The organism is Winogradskyella tangerina (genome assembly GCF_003260205.1).
GTDB classification, from domain to species: Bacteria; Bacteroidota; Bacteroidia; order Flavobacteriales; family Flavobacteriaceae; genus Winogradskyella; species Winogradskyella tangerina.
On record NZ_QERF01000001.1, the window covers coordinates 283,779 to 302,231 of the forward strand.

At 37.3% G+C, this 18,453-nt stretch carries 12 protein-coding genes and 1 riboswitch; of the genes, 6 read left to right on the forward strand and 6 right to left on the reverse strand.

Annotated elements, in window-relative coordinates:
- Positions 1–2: 2 nt before the first annotated feature.
- Entirely contained in the window at positions 3–4,502 is a 4,500-nt protein-coding gene (gene gltB, locus DDY94_RS01295) for a glutamate synthase large subunit (protein WP_111682214.1), read from the reverse strand.
- Positions 4,503–4,946: 444 nt separating this feature from the next.
- Here gltB and DDY94_RS01300 point away from each other — a divergent pair, with 444 nt between their 5' ends.
- The 3 genes from DDY94_RS01300 to DDY94_RS01310 are packed head-to-tail and all read left to right on the forward strand — an operon-like array spanning position 4,947 to position 7,571.
- Positions 4,947–5,975 carry an outer membrane beta-barrel protein gene (locus DDY94_RS01300; protein WP_111682215.1) on the forward strand — a complete coding sequence of 343 codons (1,029 nt, stop codon included), beginning with the start codon at positions 4,947–4,949 and terminating at the stop codon, positions 5,973–5,975.
- A gap of 18 nt (positions 5,976–5,993) precedes the next feature.
- Positions 5,994–6,332: a P-II family nitrogen regulator gene (locus DDY94_RS01305; RefSeq protein ID WP_111682216.1), complete on the forward strand. Its 339-nt coding sequence runs from the start codon at positions 5,994–5,996 to the stop codon at positions 6,330–6,332.
- Between the two features lie 6 nt (positions 6,333–6,338).
- Positions 6,339–7,571, forward strand: a complete 1,233-nt coding sequence (locus tag DDY94_RS01310) for an ammonium transporter (RefSeq protein ID WP_111682217.1) — start codon at positions 6,339–6,341, stop codon at positions 7,569–7,571.
- Positions 7,572–7,659: 88 nt separating this feature from the next.
- On the opposite strand, the gene DDY94_RS01315 is transcribed toward DDY94_RS01310, so the two are convergent.
- The 5 genes from DDY94_RS01315 to DDY94_RS01335 are packed head-to-tail and all read right to left on the reverse strand — an operon-like array spanning position 7,660 to position 14,532.
- Entirely contained in the window at positions 7,660–10,245 is a 2,586-nt protein-coding gene (locus DDY94_RS01315) for a phosphoenolpyruvate carboxylase (protein WP_111682218.1), read from the reverse strand.
- A gap of 4 nt (positions 10,246–10,249) precedes the next feature.
- Positions 10,250–11,368, reverse strand: coding sequence for a 3-isopropylmalate dehydrogenase (leuB, locus tag DDY94_RS01320; protein ID WP_111682219.1), 1,119 nt, complete (start codon positions 11,366–11,368; stop codon positions 10,250–10,252).
- A 12-nt stretch (positions 11,369–11,380) separates the two neighbouring features.
- On the reverse strand, positions 11,381–11,971 hold the full coding sequence (leuD, locus tag DDY94_RS01325) for a 3-isopropylmalate dehydratase small subunit (protein ID WP_111682220.1): 591 nt from the start codon (positions 11,969–11,971) through the stop codon (positions 11,381–11,383).
- A complete protein-coding gene (gene leuC / locus DDY94_RS01330; protein WP_111682221.1) occupies positions 11,971–13,356 on the reverse strand; it encodes a 3-isopropylmalate dehydratase large subunit in 1,386 nt (461 codons plus the stop codon). Before leuC ends, leuD begins: the two co-directional genes overlap by 1 nt.
- Positions 13,357–14,532 (reverse strand): 2-isopropylmalate synthase, encoded by a 1,176-nt coding sequence (locus DDY94_RS01335; protein ID WP_111682222.1) that lies wholly within the window; start codon positions 14,530–14,532, stop codon positions 13,357–13,359.
- A 143-nt stretch (positions 14,533–14,675) separates the two neighbouring features.
- On the opposite strand from DDY94_RS01335, the gene DDY94_RS01340 reads away from it, so the two are divergent.
- The 3 genes from DDY94_RS01340 to DDY94_RS01350 all read left to right on the forward strand — a co-directional run bounded on the left by DDY94_RS01340 (position 14,676) and on the right by DDY94_RS01350 (position 18,446).
- Positions 14,676–16,226, forward strand: coding sequence for a hypothetical protein (locus tag DDY94_RS01340; RefSeq protein WP_111682223.1), 1,551 nt, complete (start codon positions 14,676–14,678; stop codon positions 16,224–16,226).
- 150 nt (positions 16,227–16,376) lie between these two features.
- Positions 16,377–16,501: riboswitch (SAM riboswitch) on the forward strand.
- A gap of 120 nt (positions 16,502–16,621) precedes the next feature.
- Positions 16,622–17,920, forward strand: a complete 1,299-nt coding sequence (locus DDY94_RS01345; RefSeq protein ID WP_111682224.1) for an O-acetylhomoserine aminocarboxypropyltransferase/cysteine synthase family protein — start codon at positions 16,622–16,624, stop codon at positions 17,918–17,920.
- Positions 17,921–17,996: 76 nt separating this feature from the next.
- The gene (locus tag DDY94_RS01350) at positions 17,997–18,446 is read left to right on the forward strand and encodes an OsmC family protein (RefSeq protein WP_111682225.1); all 450 of its coding nucleotides are present in this window, start codon (positions 17,997–17,999) and stop codon (positions 18,444–18,446) included.
- Positions 18,447–18,453: the final 7 nt, after the last annotated feature.

Below are 18,453 nucleotides of genomic sequence, written 5' to 3' on the forward strand. Positions count from 1 at the left end.
ACTTAAGCTGTTTCTAATTGTTCTTTTTCTAATCGTAATAAGGCTTGCCTGTACTCTTCAGGAAGCACTTTCTTAAACTTCGGAAGATAATTCTCCCAGTCTGACAAGAGGCGCTTTGCTAATGGACTTGTTGTTGCGATATAATGGTTTTCAATTAATTCCTTCAATTGCTTTTGATCAGCTTCCAATTTAACCGGATCGATATTCAGGTCGTCCGAATTACAGAAAGTTTCAAAAGTGTTTATAGGATCAAAAACATAGGCTATTCCACCGCTCATTCCAGCACCAAAATTTCGCCCCACAGTTCCTAAGATGACCGCTACACCACCGGTCATGTATTCGCATCCGTGGTCACCAATTCCTTCCACAACAGCCTTGGCTCCAGAATTTCTTACGCAGAAGCGTTCACCAGCTTTTCCATTAATATAGACCTCACCACTTGTGGCACCGTAAAGTGTTACATTACCAGTGATGATATTTTCTTCTGGTACGATGGTACTTTCTGAAGGAACCTTGATAATCAATTTCCCTCCCGAAAGTCCTTTGCCTAAGTAGTCATTGGTATTGCCGTGAACCGTCATGCTAACGCCTTTGGTAGTGAATGCGCCAAAACTTTGTCCGGCCGAACCGCTAAAATCAATATTGATAGTATCTTCTGGTAGACCTTTCGCACCGTAAATTTTTGAAATTTCATTGCTTACAATAGCGCCCACTGCTCTATCCATATTGGTTATTGGTAGGTCTAAATGGGTACGTTGTCTTCTGAATAAGGCTTGGTGTGCTTTTTTTATAATTTGAAAATCTAAATGCGATTCTAAATGATGATCTTGCTGTTCTGTATTGTAGAGTTTCACATCGTCTGCCACCTCAACCTTATGAAGAATTGGTGTTAAATCAATGCCTGAAGCTTTATAATGTTCGATAGCTTTATTGCGATTTAGTTTCTGCACCTGACCTACCATTTCATTGACCGTTCTGAAACCAAGTTTCGCCATGATCTCACGTAATTCTTGAGCTACGAAATACATGTAATTCACCACATGCTCTGGCTTGCCTTTGAATTTCTTTCGTAATTCTGGGTTTTGAGTTGCTATACCGACCGGACAAGTATTCAAATGACAAACACGCATCATAATACATCCTGAAGCCACCAAAGGTGCCGTTGCAAATCCGAATTCCTCAGCGCCAAGCAAACAAGCAATCGCGACATCACGACCCGTTTTTAATTGGCCATCACATTCTAAAATCACACGGTTTCGTAAATCGTTCATCACTAGAGTTTGCTGTGCTTCGGCGATACCTAATTCCCATGGTAAACCTGCATGTCGTAAAGAGGTTAATGGAGAGGCACCTGTTCCGCCATCAAAACCTGAGATTAGAATTACGTCAGCTTTGGCTTTTGCTACGCCTGCCGCAACCGTTCCTACGCCCACTTCAGAAACCAATTTCACGTTGATTCGTGCTTCTCTCTTTGCAGATTTTGCATCGTAAATTAATTGAGATAAATCCTCAATTGAATAAATATCGTGATGTGGTGGAGGTGAAATTAAACCAACATAAGGTGTAGAATTTCGAGTTTTTGCTATTTCCCGATTTACCTTTGGACCCGGTAATTGGCCACCTTCACCAGGTTTTGCACCTTGGGCTATTTTAATTTGAATTTCATTTGCGTTGGTCAAATAATTGGAGGTTACTCCAAAACGTCCTGATGCAATTTGCTTAATCGCAGAATTTCTCCAATCGCCTTGCGAACTTTTGTAAAAACGTTCTTGATCTTCGCCACCTTCTCCAGAATTAGATTTACCTCCAATACGGTTCATGGCAATGGCTAAATTTTCATGTGCTTCCTTGCTAATTGAACCATAAGACATGGCACCCGTTTTGAAACGTTTAACGATTTCAGTCCACGACTCAACTTCTTCCAAAGGAATTGGGTCAAATTGATCAAATTCGAAAAGCCCACGAATCGTCATCAAGTTTTTCGATTGATCATTGACAAGTTTAGAGTATTCTTTATAGGTTGAAGCCTTATTGGTACGTACCGATTCTTGAAGCTTGGCTACAGTTAAAGGATTGAACATGTGCTTTTCTTGTCCACGTCTCCAACGGTAATCACCACCAACTTCAATATCGACATTGGTATCATTCACCTGAAATGCACGTCGGTGACGTTTTACTATTTCCTGCTCGATCTCGCGCAATCCTATGCCCTGAATTCGTGTTGGTGTATTTGGAAAGTACTTTTCAACCGTAGCGGTATTAATACCAATACATTCAAATAACTGTGAGGCTCTGTATGAGTTTAATGTTGAAATACCAATTTTATTCATCACCTTCAGAATGCCTTTACCAATCGCCTTATTATAATTTTTGATGGCGGTTAAGTATTCTAAATCGGTGACATCATTGGTATTGATCTGATTTTGAACAATCTCATTAACGATGTACGGATTTACGGCACTCGCTCCAAACCCAAATAACAGCGCAAAATGATGAACTTCGCGCGGTTCTGCGGACTCAATTATAATGCTGACTTGCGAACGTTTTCCTAGTTTATGAAGTGCATGATTTACATACGAGCAAGCCAATAATGCTGGGATTGGCGCATGATTTTCATCAACATAGCGATCCGATAAAATTATAATATTGGTTCCTTGATCTACCGCTTTTGAAGCCTTTGTAACAAGATTATCTAGTGCGATCTCCAATTCGTTCAAACCACGGTTGACCTCATATAACATAGAAATTGAAGTCACCTTGAAATCTGGATTTGAATCGTAGTTTCTGATCTTATCTAAATCGTGCTTAGAGATCACCGGATTTTGAATTTTTAATTTCTTGCAGTGCTCAGCATTAATATCGAATAAGTTCACATCGCTACCTAAAGTAAGACTGATGTCGGTGATTAACTCCTCGCGGATACCATCTAACGGCGGGTTTGTTACCTGTGCAAATAACTGTTTGAAATAGTTATAAACCAATTGTGGTCGTTCAGATAAAACGGCGATTGGTGTATCGCTCCCCATGGAGCCGATGGGTTCTTTCCCCAATTGGGCCATTGGTCTGATAATGGTGTTGATATCTTCATGAGTGTAACCAAAAACGATCTCGCGTTTTTTTAGATCGATCTCGTCATAAAGAATTGGTCCTTTTTTGGCGGAGATATCTTTGAGGTGGATTAAATTCTCGTCGAGCCATTTACGATATGGATATTTTGATGCGATCTTTTCCTTGATCTCTTCGTCATTCACGATTCGCCCTTCATTCATATCTACTAAAAACATTTTCCCAGGCTCGAGACGACCATGATATTCTACGTTTTCAGGCTTAATATCAACAACGCCCGTTTCAGAAGACATAATAACATTTCCACTTTTCGTGACTGTATATCTCGAAGGACGTAACCCGTTTCTGTCTAGAACCGCACCGATGTAATTACCGTCAGTAAATGGTATGGATGCAGGGCCATCCCATGGTTCCATCACACAAGAATTATATTCGTAGAACGCGCGTTTAGCATCGGACATATTTGGGTTTTTCTCCCAGGCTTCGGGTACCAACATCATCATGGCTTCGGGCAAAGAACGACCTGTCATTAGAAGTAATTCGACCACCATATCTAAGGTTGCCGAATCTGATTTTCCTTTCAGAACGGTTGGGATGATCTTTTTTATATCATCGCCGAAGGCTTCACTTTTCATGATCTCTTCGCGCGAGAACATTCGTGAAACATTACCTCTTAAAGTGTTGATCTCTCCGTTGTGACATATATATCTGAATGGCTGCGCCAAATCCCAAGTTGGAAAGGTATTGGTAGAAAAACGCTGATGAACTAATGCTAATCTTGTGTCTAATGCAGAGTTGAAAAGATCGAGATAGTACTCGTTGATATGTTCTGGTTTCAATAAACCTTTAAAAATAATGACCTTAGTAGATAAACTAGGTAAGTAAAAGAATTGAGATTCTGATAACCTAGAATTATATATAGTATGCTCAGCAATTTTACGTGCTGCAAATAATTTAAGGTTGAATTCTTTATCAGTTTGATCTTCGGTGGCTTTACCAATAAATACTTGCTTTACAAATGGCTCTGTAGTTTTGGCAATTTCACCAAGCACATCACTATTAACGGGTACGTCTCTCCATCCTAATAACTGTAATCCTTGATTTTTGATCTCGGTTTCAAAAACATCAATGCAATATTTGCGCTGATTTTCTTTTCTTGGCAAGAAAACATTACTTACAGCATATTGCCCAGCTTTGGGCAATTGGAACTCGCAAAATATTTTGAAAAAGTTGTGGGGAATATCGATTAAAATTCCGGCACCATCGCCGGTAACACCATCGGCACTAACCGCACCACGATGTTCTAATTTCACTAAAATTTCTAGTGCTTTATGAATAATGTCGTTTGAGCGTTGTCCGGTAAGACTACATATAAATCCAGCGCCGCAATTATCGTGTTCAAATTCTGGTAAATAAAGACCTTGTTTCTTCAGCATAATTCCTAAAATTTTAAGGGAATTTCAACCCCTAATTCATCACTAATATATAGTCAAGAATTCTATTAGAAAAAAAGCCAAATCACTTTTTCCAAATCCATAATTATGCGTGATTTTAATGATAAATCATCAATAAAACGGCGATAAATTACAAATCTCACAATAAATTTTTCCGCAATGAATATTGACAATTTTTACGAAAACGTTTTCGAAAATGAGTTTTTTCTGATAATAATTCAACATAAGAGCCAAAATCTTGAATATTATTGAATTTCTTCATTATCAATTTTCCAAAAAAACAGCATAAAATAATTTAACCCCCAAAATTTTGGGGTCTAAAATATGATATTCATAAAAATGATATTTATTACCCTATTTTTTTGGGGGTATTAAATAAATTAAAATAGTTTTGGTCACTAACTAACTTTTTAAACAAGAAGAACTATGAAAAAAATTTTTACACTATTAATGTTCTTAATGGCATTTAGTTTATATGCCCAAGAAGAAGAAAAAGAAGAAAAGAAAGGATTTAGTTTTAGCGGTAGTATAGATGCTTACTACAGAGCTAATATTACTGCTCCTAATGATGAGAACGCAATTGCTCCAGGATCTTCATTTGCTAATTTACCAGGTTTTGCTCTTGGTATGGCAAATGTTATTGCATCTTATGAAGGTGAGAAGATTGGATTTGTTGCTGACTTAGTATTTGGACCAAGAGGTACAGATGCCATTTTTGCTTCACCAATGTATTCGGCAACAGGTGATATTGTAAATCAGCTTTACGCCTATTGGAATGTTAGCGAGACTGTAACATTAACAATTGGTAACTTCAATACCTTTTTAGGTTATGAAGTTATTTCACCAGTGGCCAACTTTAACTACAGTACATCTTATTTGTTTTCTTACGGACCGTTTAGCCACACAGGGTTAAAAGCAGACTTCGCAGTTTCTGAGGACTTTAGTATTATGGTTGGGGTATTTAATGATACAGATCTTACTGAGTTTAACCCAACGGGAGATTATGCTGCCGGAGCTCAATTAGGATACAAGGATCAATTCTTGAATGTTCTATATGATCCATCATTCTTTGAAATCGACTACACAGGTGGTTTTAATATTTCTGATGACTTTTTCTTAGGAATAAATGCCGCTTATCTTAGTCTTGAAGATGATGCTGGTGGTTTCATGGGTGCAGCTTTATACCCACAATACACAGTTTCTGATACTTTTGCTTTAGGACTAAGAGCAGAATACTTCGCAGAAGATGAAAACTTCGGCGCTATTGGAACTGGCGTAGCAGACTCTAGCGTTTTCACAGCTACATTAACTGGAAATTTCACTATTGAAGAAGATTTAATTATTAAACCGGAAATCAGATTAGATAGTGCTTCTGATAACGCTTTTATAGACAATGACTTGGCCGCAACGAAAAGCTTAGGGTCGTTCTTATTAGCTGCAGTATATAAATTCTAACTAATAATACTAAATACAATGAAGAAAGTTGAAGCAATTATTAGAAAATCCAAATTTTCTAAAGTAAAGGAGGCCTTACACAATGTTGGCGTGAATTTCTTTTCCTACTGGGATGTTACTGGTCTTGGAAATGAGAAAGAAGGACATGTTTACAGAGGTGTAACCTATAGCACAAGTGATATTCAAAGACGCTATTTATCGATTGTTGTTAACGATGATTTTGAAGAGGTAACCATTAAGGCAATTTTAGAAGCTGGTGCCACAGGCGAGGTTGGTGACGGAAAAATATTCGTTTCAAACATCGAAGAAGTGTACAGAATTAGAACAGGAGAAAAAGGAGGTCAAACTTTAAAATAAAAACTTATGGAATTATTAACTACAAATAACGTATGGATGATGATCTGTACAGCTCTAGTCTTTTTTATGCACTTAGGTTTTGCATTTTTAGAGATTGGATTAACAAGACAAAAAAATACAATTAACATTTTATTTAAAAACATTTTTATAATTACAGTAGGACTTCTACTCTATTGCCTAGTTGGATTTAACTTAATGTATCCTGGTGAATTTAATGGATTTCTTGGATTTGCAGGATTTGGTCTAGAGGCCCCACTGACTGAGGCAGGTACATTAGACCTAGCTTACAATGAAGGCTACACTTATTGGACAGATTTCTTATTTCAAGGGATGTTTGCCGCAACCGCAGCTACTATCGTTTCAGGAGCTGTAGCAGAGCGTATTAAAATTGGTCCATTTATGATTTTTACAATTTTATACGTAGGTATTGTTTACCCAATTGCAGGTTCTTGGAAATGGGGTGGAGGGTTTTTACAAACATTAGAAACTCCATTTTACGATTTTGCCGGATCTACACTTGTTCACTCTGTTGGTGGCTGGGCAGCTCTTGTTGCTGTTTGTCTTTTAGGTGCTAGAATTGGAAAATTCAAGGATGGGAAAATTCAAGCCATTCCAGGACATAATATTCCACTAGCTACAGCCGGTGTACTTATTTTATGGTTAGGCTGGTTTGGATTTAATGGCGGTTCTGTTTTATCAGCTGACCCTTCATTAACTTCACTTACATTGGTAACAACTTGTCTTGCTGCTGCTGCAGGTGGTGTTATTTCAGCACTTGTTTCATCCTTAATTTATAAAAATCTTGATCTAACCATGTTCCTTAATGGTATCCTGGGTGGTCTGGTAGGAATTACTGCTGGAGCGGATCAAATGAGCCCAACCGATGCCATAATCATTGGTGGTATTGCTGGGGCACTAATTGTATTTGCTGTCTCTTTAATTGACAGACTTAAACTAGATGATCCTGTAGGTGCAATCGCAGTACACCTCATTTGCGGAATCTGGGGAACACTAGCTGTTGGTATGTTTGGAGAATTGGCCGGTGGCGCACAATTTGTAAGTCAACTTATAGGTGTTGGATGTTATGCTGCTATTTGTATTGTCTCGTCTTTCGTGATAATCTTCGTACTCAAAATAACTGTCGGAATAAGAGTTTCTGAACGAGAAGAACTTGAAGGTCTTGACGGCTATGAGCATGGTATGGATGCGTATCCAGACTTTAGAATGAATGAACATTAATCACTTCTCATATTTTTTAAATTGAATTGTTAAAAAAACCTCTGGTGTTACATCCAGAGGTTTTTTGTTTCGAAATATATTGAATTTACTACGCTGAATTTCTACTCGCATTAATATTTCCGAAGAGCGATCTTGTTACCATTTTTTCAAAGATTCTGATCTTCTCTTCGTCTCTTACCTCGGCTTTTTCAAGCTCTTGAATTTTCTTTAAGGCATATTGCTGAATCGTCAATAATGGCAAAACAATAGATTCTCTTACAGCGATCGATGCTTTTGCTACCAACTCATCTTCCATCAATTCCTTAAAACCAGTGAGTTTCAAAATAAGGCGCTTTGTCGTTTCGTATTCCGTGTAAATGGTTGTCCAAAATTCCCCATACTCTGGGTCTTCAGACATGTATCTTGTTAAGTTGAAAAACGATTTTGACAGAGACATCATACTATTTGCAATAAGTGCTCTAAAGAATCGCGACTCCTGATATAAATGCTGAACTTTTTCAAACTCACCACGATCTTCGTAATATTTCAATGCTGTTCCTACGCCATAAAAACCAGGAACGTTTTGCTTAAGCTGACTCCAAGAACCTACAAAAGGAATAGCTCTTAGGTCTGCAAATACCAAACCTTCCGACTTACCACGTTTTGATGGTCTACTTCCAATATTGGTCTTTGCATAATATTTTAGCGTACTCATATGTTCCAAATATGATAGGAATTTTGGATGCTTTTTGAAATTCACATAAGTATCATAACTCAAGCTAGCTAATTTGTCCATAACCTCTTTATCCTCGCCTCGCATTTCAAGATTTTTATCATTCAATCGATTAGAGATCCCTGAACTAATTAATTGCTCCATATTATATTGAGACGAATCTATTGTTCCGAAATTAGAACTAATGGTTTGCCCCTGAATGGTCAATTGAATTTCTTTATCCTCAACAGTTGGTCCAAGCGATGCATAGAACTGATGAGTTTTCCCGCCGCCACGTGCTGGTGGTCCACCTCTACCGTCGAAAAATATAACGTCGATATCGTATTTGCGCGATAATTCTGTTAGCGCTTCCTTCGCTCTAAAAATTCCCCAATTCGCCATAAGATATCCACCATCTTTTGTACCATCACTAAATCCTAGCATAATGGTTTGACGGTTGCCACGGGCTTCTAAATGTTTGCGATAAACAGGGTTTGTATACAGCTCTTCCATCACGCTTGGTGATGCCTCGAGATCAGTAACTGTCTCAAATAATGGCACTACGTCAGCAGTTAAATCATCGCCAAATGCTATTATTTTTAACATAGCAAACAACTGCAGAACATTCAATGTAGTCTGATTATTACTGATTATGTATCGGTTACAAGCAATCTCACCATTTTTATCCTGAATGGTTTTCATGGCTCTTATAGTTTCAACTATATTGATTGCCATCTCGTCTTTAAATTCAACATCTTCAATGACACCAGATACCTCAGATAAATGTTTCAACTGTGCTTTCAGTGGTAATTCGAAGAAGTCTGCAGGGAATGTATCATTTCCATTAGCGATTAATTCTTTCACTAAGGCTCTAAACATAGCATCGTGGACGCGGCTATCTTGACGAATGTCTAAACTCGCAAAGTGATAACCAAACAATGTGGTACGATTGATTAAGGTGGTCACCTTATCAACAAATAGTGATTGGTGCTGCTCGATAAGAATATTTCTTATGTCGAAAAGTTCCTTTCTGAATTCCTCTAATGAAATTCGACTTGAAGCTTCCTTGTGTAAAAGTGTATTGTGTAATCTGTGATTAATGTCAATGATGCGTTCTCTAATGCCTCTAAATGTTAATCGGCGTCTTAAATACTTTACGTCTTTGATATAACATTTAATTATAGATTCTTTTAGTTTTCTGGCGACATCGAGCGTAATTTGTGGCGTTACAAATGGATTACCATCTCGATCTCCTCCTGGCCAAAATCCGATATTAATCAGAGAATTATCAATTTCTTGATCGTCAAATATATTTTGCTGAACATAATCATAAATCCCTCCAAATGAATGGTAGAAAACGTTTTTCAAATACCAAATTAGATTTACGGCCTCATCATATGGTGTCGGCTTTTTATCTTTGAAGAAAGGCGTCTTACCTAGTTGCCCTAAAAGTGAATTAATTTCAACCAGATTATCCACTTTAATCGCTTCTGCCAGATCAGTAATAATACCTAAAACTGCACCTGGATAGAACTGCGTTGGATGCGCGGTTAAAACAATTCGAACTTTGAAAGCTTCAAGATATTCTTGTAACAACTCAGTCTTATGATCTGCTTGTGCATTTTCTTTCAAACTTCTCAATGTACCGATACCTTCCATGTTATTCACCACTGAAAAAGCGGCATCTTCTACGGCATCAAATAGTACTACTTGTCGTTCTATATACTGAATAAAACGAAACAAGAGATTGATCTGACTTTGCTCAGAACGTCTCGCCTGATATTTCTTGAAAAAGGTATTGACAATTGTTGTCGGATCTTCATGACGTTCAAATCCATCTTTACATGTATCATAAAATAATGGCAGTAAGGCCACGGTTTTAGATAAAGTATCGAATGGCAAGGTCATGAATATACTGTTGTATATCCTATATTTTGATAAAACGTTTTGATTAAAACGCTTCAGTTTTGGCTCTGTTGGCATGAATTTAAATGATTGTAGATTGTCCCAAATGTATATTTGTAAAGTTAATATTTTTATCTTTTGGGTTGTAAATAAAATCTTCTATAAATTCACCTACTCTTGTTGTAGTAACATTATCGTACTTGGTATTAACATCGGGTGTTGAAATATCTAATTTCAAGGATTTTTCTACGGCTAATCTCAACAATTCAGCTTCACTAAATAATTCAAAATGCTCTAGCAACATAGCAGCAGAGAGTATCGATGCAATCGGATTGGCTATACCTTTACCTGTAGCTTGAGGATAGGATCCATGTATAGGTTCGAACATGGCATATTTCTCTCCAACAGAGGCTGAAGCTAACAAACCAATGGATCCACCAATAACACTGGCTTCATCACTGATAATATCACCAAACATATTTTCCGTAAGAATTACATCAAATTGTTTTGGATTGAGGATCATTTGCATGGCCGCATTATCCACAAATAAAAAGTCTAATTCTACCTCTGAATATTGTTCTGAAATCTCGGTGACCACACGTCTCCATAATCTCGAACTTTCGAGAACATTTGCCTTATCTACTAGAGTGACTTTATGGTTTCTATTTTCAGCAGCCTTGAAAGCCAAATGCGCAATACGCTCAATTTCTTCTTTTGAATATGCACAAAGATCTGAAGCGGAATTACCATCTTCACTTAAATGTTTTTCACCGAAATAAATCCCACCAGTAAGCTCTCTGTAAATACTAATGTCTGTACCTTCAATGATATGTTTTTTTAGTGGCGACTTGTCTAACAACGTCTGGTAAGCCTTTACTGGTCTGATATTAGCAAATAGACCCAATTCTTTCCTAAGTTTAAGCAACCCTTGTTCTGGTCTTACTTTTGCCGACGGATCATTATCGTATTTTGGATGACCAATAGCGCCGAATAAAATGGCATCATTAGCTTTACAAATATCCAATGTTGCATCTGGTAAAGGATCCTTATGATTATCAATGGCAATGGCACCAACGTCTGCTGTTGTGAAAACAAAATGGTGATTAAACTCGGCGGCAATCGCTTTTAATGCTTTTACAGCCTGATTAGTAACCTCTGGCCCAATACCATCTCCTGGTAATACTGCTATATTTAATTTCATTCTTAATCTTAGTTAGTATGTTCGTTGCGCTTCAAAAGCTTCAATTAATTCTTTATTGTTGATCAAATAGTCTATATCGTCATATCCATTGATAAGGCAGGTTTTTTTGTAGGCGTCTATTTCGAAAGTCTCCGCAATAGATTTACCAACTACCGAAATCACCTGATCTTCTAGATTCACTTCAATTTCTGTCTGTGGATTGGACGCAATTTCACTGAACAAGTCACTTAAAAACGATTCTGAAACTTGCACAGGAAGCAACCCGTTATTTAATGCATTACCCTTGAAAATGTCAGCAAAAAAACTTGAAACTACCACCTTAAAGCCATAACCTACAATGGCCCAAGCCGCATGTTCTCTACTCGAACCACAACCAAAGTTATCACCTGCTACTAGGATACTTCCTGAATAGGTAGCATCATTCAAGACAAAATCTGAATTCACCGATCCATCCTTGTGAAAACGCCAATCTCTAAACACATTATCACCGAAACCCTTTTTATCTGTAGCTTTTAAAAAACGTGCCGGAATAATTTGATCTGTATCTACATTCTCAATATTTAATGGAATCGCATTAGATCTTAATGTTGTAAACTTCTCCATCAATTTAAGTGTTTAGTAATATCAATAATTTTTCCTTCAACTGCTGTTGCAGCTGCGACTAATGGACTAGCAAGTATTGTTCTTGAACCCTGACCTTGGCGTCCTTCAAAATTTCTATTTGATGTCGACACACAGTATTCGCCTTGAGGAATTTTATCATCATTCATGGCCAAACATGCAGAGCATCCTGGTTGACGTAATTCAAATCCGGCTTCATCAAAAATGGCTTTAAGGCCTTCCTCAATAATTTGCGCCTCCACTTGTTTACTTCCTGGCACTAACCAAGCCGTAACATTGTCTGCCTTTTGTTTGCCTTTAATATATTCGGCAGCGACTCTAAAATCTTCTATTCTCGAATTGGTACAACTCCCGATAAAAACATAGTTTATTGGTTTATCTATAAGGCTTTCACCAGCTTTGAAATCCATGTATTTTAACGACTTCTGAAAAGAAGCGTTGTCTTCAACTGGGATTGATTCAGTGATTTTAATTCCCATTCCAGGATTGGTTCCATAGGTCACCATTGGCTCAATATCTGCTGCATCGAAAGTGTATTCCTTATCGAAAACAGCACCCTCATCTGAAGGCAAAGTTTTCCAATAAGCAACTTTCTTTTCAAAGGCTTCACCTTGAGGGGCAAACTTTCGTCCTTTGATATATTCAAAAGTAGTTTCATCTGGTGCTATCATGCCGCCACGAGCACCCATTTCAATACTCATATTACAGACGGTCATTCGGCCTTCCATACTCATATTTTCAACAACATCACCAGCATATTCACAGAAATATCCTGTCCCAGAATTGGTTCCTAATTTTGAAATGATATACAAAATCACATCCTTTGGAAGTACGCCTTTTTTCAATTTCCCGTTTACGGTAACCCTTAAACTTTTTGGTTTTTTAAGCAACAAGCATTGACTGGCAAAAACCTGAGCCACTTGGCTTGTACCTATTCCAAAGGCAATGGCTCCAAAAGCGCCATGCGTCGACGTATGACTGTCACCACAAACCATGGTAATACCAGGTTGCGTGATTCCTAATTCTGGAGCCATAACATGTACAATTCCATTATATTTATGGCCTAACTCATATAATGTTATATTATTCTTCTTGCAATTTTCTGAAAGCTGTTCTAGTTGCTTTCTAGATAAAGCGTCTTTAATTGGCTGATCCTGGTTTAGTGTTGGTGTATTATGATCTGCCGTCGCAACGATCTGCTCAGGTCTAAAAATAGGAATTCCGCGATTTTCCAATTCATTGAAAGCTTGCGGACTCGTAACTTCGTGTATTAAATGCCTATCGATGTATAGTATCTGTGGCCCGTTCTCAATACTGCTGACCACATGTGCATCCCAGACTTTATCAAATAATGTTTTCTTGCTCATCTATGCTGAAATAATTTGCTGATAGACATTACTAGTTTCAATAATTTGATGAATATCGCTATCATCAATTTCTTTCTTTTTATCTGCGAAACTCAAGAAATTAGCATAGACCTCATCAAGCTGTAATTTGGTAAGATCATAGCCGACTTTCTTGGCTCTGTAAGCTAAGGCTGCTCTACCGCTACGAGCCGTAAGAACAATCGCAGATTCCGTAACACCAACATCTTTAGGGTCGATGATCTCATAAGTTTCACGATTTTTTATAACACCATCCTGATGAATCCCTGAACTATGAGCAAAGGCATTAGCGCCAACTATGGCTTTATTTGGTTGGGTATAAATTCCCATACTATCGCTTACCAATTGACTAATTCCGTAAAGCATTGAGGTGTTTATATTTGTATCTAAATTCAAATATGGATGCTGCTTTAAAATCATCACTACTTCTTCCAATGCTGTATTACCTGCACGCTCACCGATACCGTTAATAGTACATTCAATCTGACGTGCACCATTAATAACCCCTTCGATAGAATTGGCGGTTGCAAGCCCTAAGTCGTTATGGCAATGACATGATAAAATTGCCTTTTCAATGCCTTTTACATTTTCCTTCAGGTATTTAATTTTCGCACCATACTCGTGAGGCAAACAATAGCCTGTCGTATCCGGAATATTTAAAACCGTTGCACCTGCTTTTATCGCCATCTCGCATACTCTAGCCAAATAATCATTGTCTGTTCTACCAGCGTCTTCAGCATAAAATTCCACATCCTCAACGAAGGACTTTGCATATTTAACGGCAGCATAGGCACGATCTAAAATATCTTCGCGTGTTGATTTAAACTTATGAACGATATGTGAATCTGAGGTACCAATTCCTGTGTGGATTCTAGGTTTTGCTGCATATTTCAATGCTTCGGCGGCCACTTTAATATCATTTTCCACCGAACGCGTTAATCCGCAAACTGTGGCATTTTTTACAATTTTAGATATCGCCTCAACCGATTTAAAATCACCTGGACTAGACACCGGAAATCCTGCTTCAATCACATCCACACCTAGCGTATCTAGTTGCTCAGCGATCACAACCTTTTGTTCTGTATTTAACTTACAGCCAGGGACTTGCTCGCCATCTCGAAGTGTTGTATCAAAAATTTGAATATTGGTATTTGCCATTTATCAAAATATAGATTAGTATTGTCTTACGAATTTATACCTTGAAATCCTCAATATTTTTAGCTACAATTTGTTTTTACGATGTTCAAATCCAAATTTACATGTTAATGCATTGATTTTCAATTATATATACCTATTTTTCGTTGACAACTAAAGGGCAAAAAGATAACTTATTTTCATTGGTGAAATCTCTTACGAAATCAGAGAAACGCCAATTTAAACTCTACGTAGGAAGATTAGGGGTAAATACCGATTCGAAATTTCTGAATTTGTTTAATCTTTTAGACAAGTCTAAAGTCTATAATGAAACTGCAATTTTAAAAAGTGGAATTGTCAAAAAACAGCAGCTCGCTAACGTTAAAGCCCATTTATACAAACAAATCTTGATCAGTCTTAAACTCAATCCATCTCACCAAAATGTGCGCTCGCAAATTAGAGAGCAATTGGATTTTGCTTCAATTTTATATCACAAGGGTTTGTATAAACAAAGTCTGAAAATTTTGGATAAAGCGAAGGAGTTAGCCATCGTTTATGAAGAAAAAAATATGGCCTTCGAGATTGTTGAACTTGAGAAAATTATTGAATCGCAATATATCACCAGAAGTATTAGTACGAGGGCTGACGAATTGGCCATTCAAGCGAGAGATCTCAGTACACAAAATGTTATTGCTAGTAAACTGTCTAATTTATCGCTTCAGCTTTATAGCATCATTCTGAAATCTGGTTATGTAAAGAATGAGGAAGAGGCGACGGAAGTCACAAAGTATTTTAATAACCGGCTTCCAGGTATTAAAAACAAGCGCCTTGGCTTTAGAGAAAAACTTTGGTACTGCAAGGCTCATCTGTGGTATAATCTTCTGTTGCAAGATTTTTTGAATAGTTATCGCTACGCTTCAAAATGGGTGGATCTGTTTTATCAATATCCAAAAATGATCAATGTGAATCCGGTATTTTTTCTGAAAGGAAACAACTATTTACTGGAGTCAATTTTTTTCCTGAGAAACAAGGATAAATTTGTTGAAAAGCTCGATGATTTCAAAGCCACAGTGAATAATCCTAAGTTTATTAAAGACGAAAATGTTGCAACCTTAGTATTCTTATACACCAACTTCCATAGCATTAATCAACATTTTATCGACGGAAGTTTTGAGGAAGGTTTAGCATTAATTCCGAAGATCGAAAGGGAGCTTGTAGACTATGAAGATCGAATAGATCCACACCATAAAGCTATCTTTTACTACAAATTTGCAAGCCTCGAATTTGGATCGGGAAATAACAAAGCCTGTATAAAATATCTCGACAAAATCATTTCAAATAAATCCCTTTCAATGCGTGAAGATCTCCTCTGTTTCTCTAGAGTTTTGAATTTAGTAGCGCACTATGAAGCTGGGTTAGACTACCATCTTGAATCCTTGCTCAGAAGCACCTATAAGTTCCTGATAAAGATGAACGATTTGCATGAGGTACAAAAAGAAATGATCAAATTTATTCGTGGTTTACAAGACATTTATCCTCACGATCTAAAAAATGCATTTAAGGAATTAGCCGAGCAACTCAAGGTACACGAAGATCATCCATACGAACGCCGATCCTTCCTTTATTTAGATATTATTTCATGGTTAGAAAGTAAGATTGAAAACAAATCTGTTGCCGATATTATTAAGGCTAAGTACCTGAAGCGCAATAATATCTAGGTGATTATTAATCTGATATTTAGGATTTTGTAATTTTTCTAACATAATTTTTCCATTTTCATAAAAAATGCATAAAAATGAAAATAAATTTGGATTTTAAATTTTTGTGACGCAATATTTGTACAGACAAAGTTCAAAACACTTACTGAAATGTTATCAAGAAAGGTGGAGGGAATAGACCCGGTGAAGCCTTAGCAACCCTCAGATTTACTGAGAAGGTGCTAAATTCTACTTGAATGCGCAGGTCATTTTTTGCAAGTTCGGATAGATAACTAAAGACTAATTACTCATCTGTAATTAGCATATTCTTATAACATTTTTCTATTAAGTACGCTTCTAAAAAGGAGTTTATTTGACTTTTGGTTTAATTTATTTTAACTCAAAAAACTAGAAAAATGAGTACACAAAAATTCGCAACCAAAGCGTTGCACGCCGGACACGATGTTCAAAGCAATGGAGGAACGAGAGCTGTTCCAATTTATCAATCTACAGCGTATGTTTTTAACGATTCTGATCACGCTGCTAATCTTTTCGCCTTAGCCGAAACTGGTAATATTTATACCAGAATTAACAACCCAACAAACGACATTTTAGAACAGCGCTTAGCTGCATTAGAAGGTGGTATTGCTGCTGTTGTTACGGCCTCAGGGACCTCAGCTATAGCCACGTCATTACTCACACTTTTAAAAGCCGGAGACCATATTGTGGCTTCAAATAGCTTGTATGGTGGAACCTACAATTTGTTGAGTGTAACCTTACCACGACATGGTATTACAACCACTTTTGTTGATCCTTCAAACCCAGAAAATTTCAATAGAGCTGCTCAAGAAAATACCAGAGCCTTCTTTATTGAATCCCTTGGGAATCCGAAACTAGATGTTTTAGATATCGAGGCAATTTCAAAAGAAGCTAAAGCCTACAAGGTGCCACTAATAGTAGATAATACCGTGGCGACACCTTACTTGCTTAACCCAATAGAGCATGGCGCTAATATTGTAATTCACTCTCTAACAAAGTACATAAACGGAAATGGTACCGCACTTGGAGGTGTGATTATTGATGCCGGTACTTTTGACTGGACAAATGGTAAATTCCCAGAATTTACAGAACCATCACCTGGATATCACGGATTGGTTTATAGCGAAGCTTTGGAAGCAGCAGCCTTTATTGCCAAAATCAGAATTGAAGGGTTAAGAGATTACGGCGGTGCATTAAGTCCGTTTAATGCTTTTCAAATTATACAAGGGTTAGAAACGCTAGAACTCCGTATTAAAAAACACAGTGAAAACGCTCTCGAGTTAGCCAAATGGTTGCAAGAACAACCAGAGGTGAATTGGGTAAATTACCCAGGATTAGAGACTAGTGCTTATAAGCATTTAGCAGATAAATACTTACCAAATGGTCAAAGTGGAATTGTAACTTTTGGAGTTGATGGTGGTTATGACGCGGCCAAAACAATCGCCGATACAACTAAGTTGTTCTCATTATTAGCAAATATTGGAGATACGAAGTCTCTAATTATACATCCCGCAAGTACCACACATCAGCAATTAAGTGATGAAGCACAAGAAAGCACAGGTGTTACCAAGGACCTCATTCGCCTCTCCGTAGGTATTGAAAATATTGATGATCTCAAAGCTGATCTTAAGGAGTCTTTTGCCGTTTTAAAACAACAAAAAGAACTTCAAAATTAGCCTTTGTTAGTGTTGTTTAGTTAGAAACAGGTGCCTTGTAAAGGAGGCATCTGTTTTCATCAAAATTTTTAAGAAAATGAGTTATTTAGAATTTAAAATTTCGGGTGAAAGTTCATCCGAAACGAAGTTTATAGGTAATACCAGACAGTTTACTTTAACTGTAGACGAGCCTGAAGCTCTTGGCGGAACGGACGATTATCCAAATCCAGTAGAATATATTCTTGCAGGCTTTGCAGGATGTATCAATGTCGTAGGTCATGTCGTTGCTAAGGAATTAGGATTTACGATTAACAGTTTAAAGATTGAAGTCAATGGAGAATTAAATCCTGATCGCTTTTTAGGAACATCCGATAAAGATCGTGCCGGATTTAAAAACATCAAACTACATCTTATTCCAGACACTGATGCAGACATTGAAACTCTAACCAAATGGCTACAGATTGTTGAAGATCGGTGCCCTGTTAGAGATAATCTTCAGAACGCCACACCAGTTTCTATCGCTGTAGAAAAGCAATACAATTATTGAAAACAAT

Coding starts and splice junctions, on each gene's coding strand:
- leuB (WP_111682219.1), bottom strand. CDS start 11,368: ATGAAATTAAATATAGCAGTATTACCAGGAGATGGTATTGGGCCAGAG.
- leuD (WP_111682220.1), bottom strand. CDS start 11,971: ATGGAGAAGTTTACAACATTAAGATCTAATGCGATTCCATTAAATATT.
- DDY94_RS01300 (WP_111682215.1), top strand. CDS start 4,947: ATGAAAAAAATTTTTACACTATTAATGTTCTTAATGGCATTTAGTTTA.
- gltB (WP_111682214.1), bottom strand. CDS start 4,502: ATGCTGAAGAAACAAGGTCTTTATTTACCAGAATTTGAACACGATAAT.
- DDY94_RS01345 (WP_111682224.1), top strand. CDS start 16,622: ATGAGTACACAAAAATTCGCAACCAAAGCGTTGCACGCCGGACACGAT.
- leuC (WP_111682221.1), bottom strand. CDS start 13,356: ATGAGCAAGAAAACATTATTTGATAAAGTCTGGGATGCACATGTGGTC.
- DDY94_RS01310 (WP_111682217.1), top strand. CDS start 6,339: ATGGAATTATTAACTACAAATAACGTATGGATGATGATCTGTACAGCT.
- DDY94_RS01335 (WP_111682222.1), bottom strand. CDS start 14,532: ATGGCAAATACCAATATTCAAATTTTTGATACAACACTTCGAGATGGC.
- DDY94_RS01350 (WP_111682225.1), top strand. CDS start 17,997: ATGAGTTATTTAGAATTTAAAATTTCGGGTGAAAGTTCATCCGAAACG.
- DDY94_RS01315 (WP_111682218.1), bottom strand. CDS start 10,245: ATGCCAACAGAGCCAAAACTGAAGCGTTTTAATCAAAACGTTTTATCA.
- DDY94_RS01305 (WP_111682216.1), top strand. CDS start 5,994: ATGAAGAAAGTTGAAGCAATTATTAGAAAATCCAAATTTTCTAAAGTA.